The sequence below is a fragment of the Pseudomonas edaphica genome (genome assembly GCF_005863185.1).
Taxonomy (GTDB): domain Bacteria; phylum Pseudomonadota; class Gammaproteobacteria; order Pseudomonadales; family Pseudomonadaceae; genus Aquipseudomonas; species Aquipseudomonas edaphica.
Map to the genome: position 1 here is coordinate 1 of NZ_VBVZ01000750.1, position 2,697 is coordinate 2,697.

Annotated in this window: 3 protein-coding genes; 2 read left to right on the forward strand and 1 reads right to left on the reverse strand. The window is 60.0% G+C overall.

Going from position 1 to position 2,697, the window contains the following annotated elements; all coding sequences use genetic code 11:
* Nucleotides 1–119: 119 nt before the first annotated feature.
* Nucleotides 120–935: a type III secretion system regulator SuhB gene (gene suhB / locus FEM54_RS29945; protein WP_003175971.1), complete on the reverse strand. Its 816-nt coding sequence runs from the start codon at nt 933–935 to the stop codon at nt 120–122.
* Nucleotides 936–1,080: 145 nt separating this feature from the next.
* Here suhB and trmJ point away from each other — a divergent pair, with 145 nt between their 5' ends.
* Both trmJ and cysE read left to right on the forward strand, forming a co-directional pair.
* Nucleotides 1,081–1,851 carry a tRNA (cytosine(32)/uridine(32)-2'-O)-methyltransferase TrmJ gene (trmJ, locus tag FEM54_RS29950; protein ID WP_003210307.1) on the forward strand — a complete coding sequence of 257 codons (771 nt, stop codon included), beginning with the start codon at nt 1,081–1,083 and terminating at the stop codon, nt 1,849–1,851.
* 2 nt (nt 1,852–1,853) lie between these two features.
* Nucleotides 1,854–2,639 carry a serine O-acetyltransferase gene (cysE, locus tag FEM54_RS29955; protein ID WP_017135943.1) on the forward strand — a complete coding sequence of 262 codons (786 nt, stop codon included), beginning with the start codon at nt 1,854–1,856 and terminating at the stop codon, nt 2,637–2,639.
* Nucleotides 2,640–2,697 lie beyond the last annotated feature (58 nt).

Consider the following 2,697-nt stretch of genomic DNA (forward strand, 5'->3'; position numbering starts at 1 on the left):
CTGGTAGACCGCTATCGCAGGCAAGCCAGCTCCCACATTGGATTGTGTTGGCTGCTGGGATAGCAAATCCCAGGCACAAAAAAAGCACCCCTCGGGGTGCTTTTTTTGTGCTCGCTCGCTTAGCGCTTCAGCGAAGCCGGCAGGTGCGGCTGGATCGCCGTCAGTACTGCCTTGAAGCATTTGGTGTTGCCGGCGACCACATGGCCTTTCTCAAGGAAATCGTGACCACCGGTAAAGTCGCTCACCAGGCCACCAGCTTCCTGGATCAGCAGGGCGCCTGCAGCCATGTCCCATTCGGACAGGCCTGACTCCCAGAACGCATCAAAACGACCGGCGGCAACATACGCCAGGTCCAGGCTGGCAGCACCGGCGCGGCGGATGCCGGCGGTCTGGCCAACCAGGGCGCGGAACATGCCCAGGTAGTTTTCCAGGTTGTCCATCTGGTCGTCACGGAACGGGAAGCCAGTGCCCAGCAGGGCGCCGTCCAGGCTGGTACGGCCGCTGACGCGCAGGCGACGACCGTTCAGCTGGGCGCCACGGCCACGGCTGGCGGTGAATTCTTCCTGGCGAACCGGGTCGAGTACGACGGCGTGTTCAAGGCGGCCACGGTATTTGCAGGCGATGCTGACTGCAAAGTGTGGGATGCCGCGCAGGAAGTTGGTGGTGCCGTCCAGTGGGTCGATGATCCACAGGTAGTCTTCGCCTTCGCCGCTGCCTTTGTGCAAGCCGGTTTCTTCACCGAGGATGCCGTGGGTAGGGTAGGCCTTGCGCAGCGCGTCGATGATTTTTTGCTCAGCGGCGCGATCCACCTCGGATACATAATCCTTGGCGTCTTTTTCGTCGACCTTGATGGTATCCAGGCGCTCGATGGAGCGGAAGATCAATTCACTGGCGCTGCGGGCGGCGCGCAGCGCGATATTCAGCATGGGCTGCATGGATGTGTCACCTAAGGTTGTTAAAGAAAGCCGGGCATTCTAGCAGAAACTTTCTTCAGGTGAAGGACGACGTTAGCTTTCATGGCATAACCTTAGGCTGTTCTGTAAGATTTGCTCCCCTTTCCTGTGTCCGAGAGCGCCTCCCTTGCTGCAAAACATCCGTGTCGTCCTCGTCAATACCAGTCATCCCGGCAACATCGGCGGGGTGGCGCGAGCCATGAAAAACATGGGGCTGACGCGCCTGGTGCTGGTCGAGCCGCGTGTGTTCCCGCACCACGAGGCCGATGCCCGTGCATCCGGCGCCAATGACATCCTTGAAAAAGCCCAGGTCGTCGCCACTTTGGAAGACGCTTTGGTCGGCTGCAACCTGGTGCTTGGCACCAGTGCTCGCGACCGTCGAATCCCCTGGCCACTGCTGGATCCGCGCGAATGCGGCACCAAGGTGGTGGAAGAGGCAGCAGGTGGCGCTGAAATCGCTTTGGTGTTTGGCCGTGAAGACTCCGGCCTGACCAATGAAGAGCTGCAGCGATGTCATTACCACGTGCACATCCCATCAGACCCTGAGTTCAGTTCGCTGAACCTCGGGGCAGCGGTGCAGGTGTTGAGTTACGAAGTGCGCATGGCCTGGCTGGCTGCAGAAGGCCAGCCGAGCAAGGTCGAGAAGGATGAGGTCGCATCGACCAAGAGTGGCGAGTTGGCCACCATGGACGAGTTGGAGCGATTCTATGAGCACCTGGAGCAAACCCTGGTGGCCATCGAGTTTCTCGATCCGGAAAAACCACGGCACTTGATGGCACGCCTGCGTCGATTGTACGGCCGTAGCTCGGTAAGCCGGGCAGAAATGAACATATTGCGTGGCATCCTCACGGAAACCCAGAAAGCGGCCCGTGGTGAGCTTCTTAAGCGGAAGGATTAAAAATGTTCGAGCGTTTGCGAGAAGATATCCAGAGTGTTTTCCACCGTGACCCGGCGGCGCGCAACGCCTTTGAAGTGCTGACCTGCTACCCAGGCATGCACGCGATCTGGATTCACCGCCTGTCCGCAGTCTTATGGGGCATGGGCTGGAAATGGCTGGCACGGCTGGTGTCGAACTTTGGGCGCTGGTTGACCGGAATCGAGATTCATCCAGGCGCCAAGGTGGGTCGTCGCTTCTTTATCGACCATGGCATGGGCATCGTGATTGGCGAAACCGCCGAAATCGGTGATGACGTGACGCTGTATCAGGGCGTGACCCTGGGTGGCACAACGTGGAATAAAGGCAAGCGCCACCCGACATTGGGCGATGGCGTAGTGGTGGGGGCGGGTGCCAAGGTGCTTGGCCCGTTCACTGTCGGCGCGGGTGCCAAGGTGGGCTCCAATGCTGTGGTGACCAAGGCTGTGCCGCCTGGCGCGACGGTGGTGGGCATTCCCGGCCGCATCATCGTCAAGCCGGAGCTCGGCGACGAGCAGGAAGCCAAGCGCAAAGCGATGGCTGAGAAGATCGGTTTCGATGCCTACGGTGTCAGCGAAGACATGCCCGACCCGGTGGCGCGTGCCATTGGCCAGTTGCTCGACCACCTGCAGGCCGTGGATGGCAAGCTGGACGGTATGTGCGGCGCATTGAAGGAGTTGGGCAGTAGCTACTGCGCAAAAGACCTGCCTGAGCTGCGCGAAGAAGACTTCGCCGAGATCAAGGTTGAAGCTGCCACCACCAAGGCTGGTTAAATCTTAAGCGCGATAAAACCTTCTGTGGGAGCTGGCTTGCCTGCGATAGCGGTGGGTC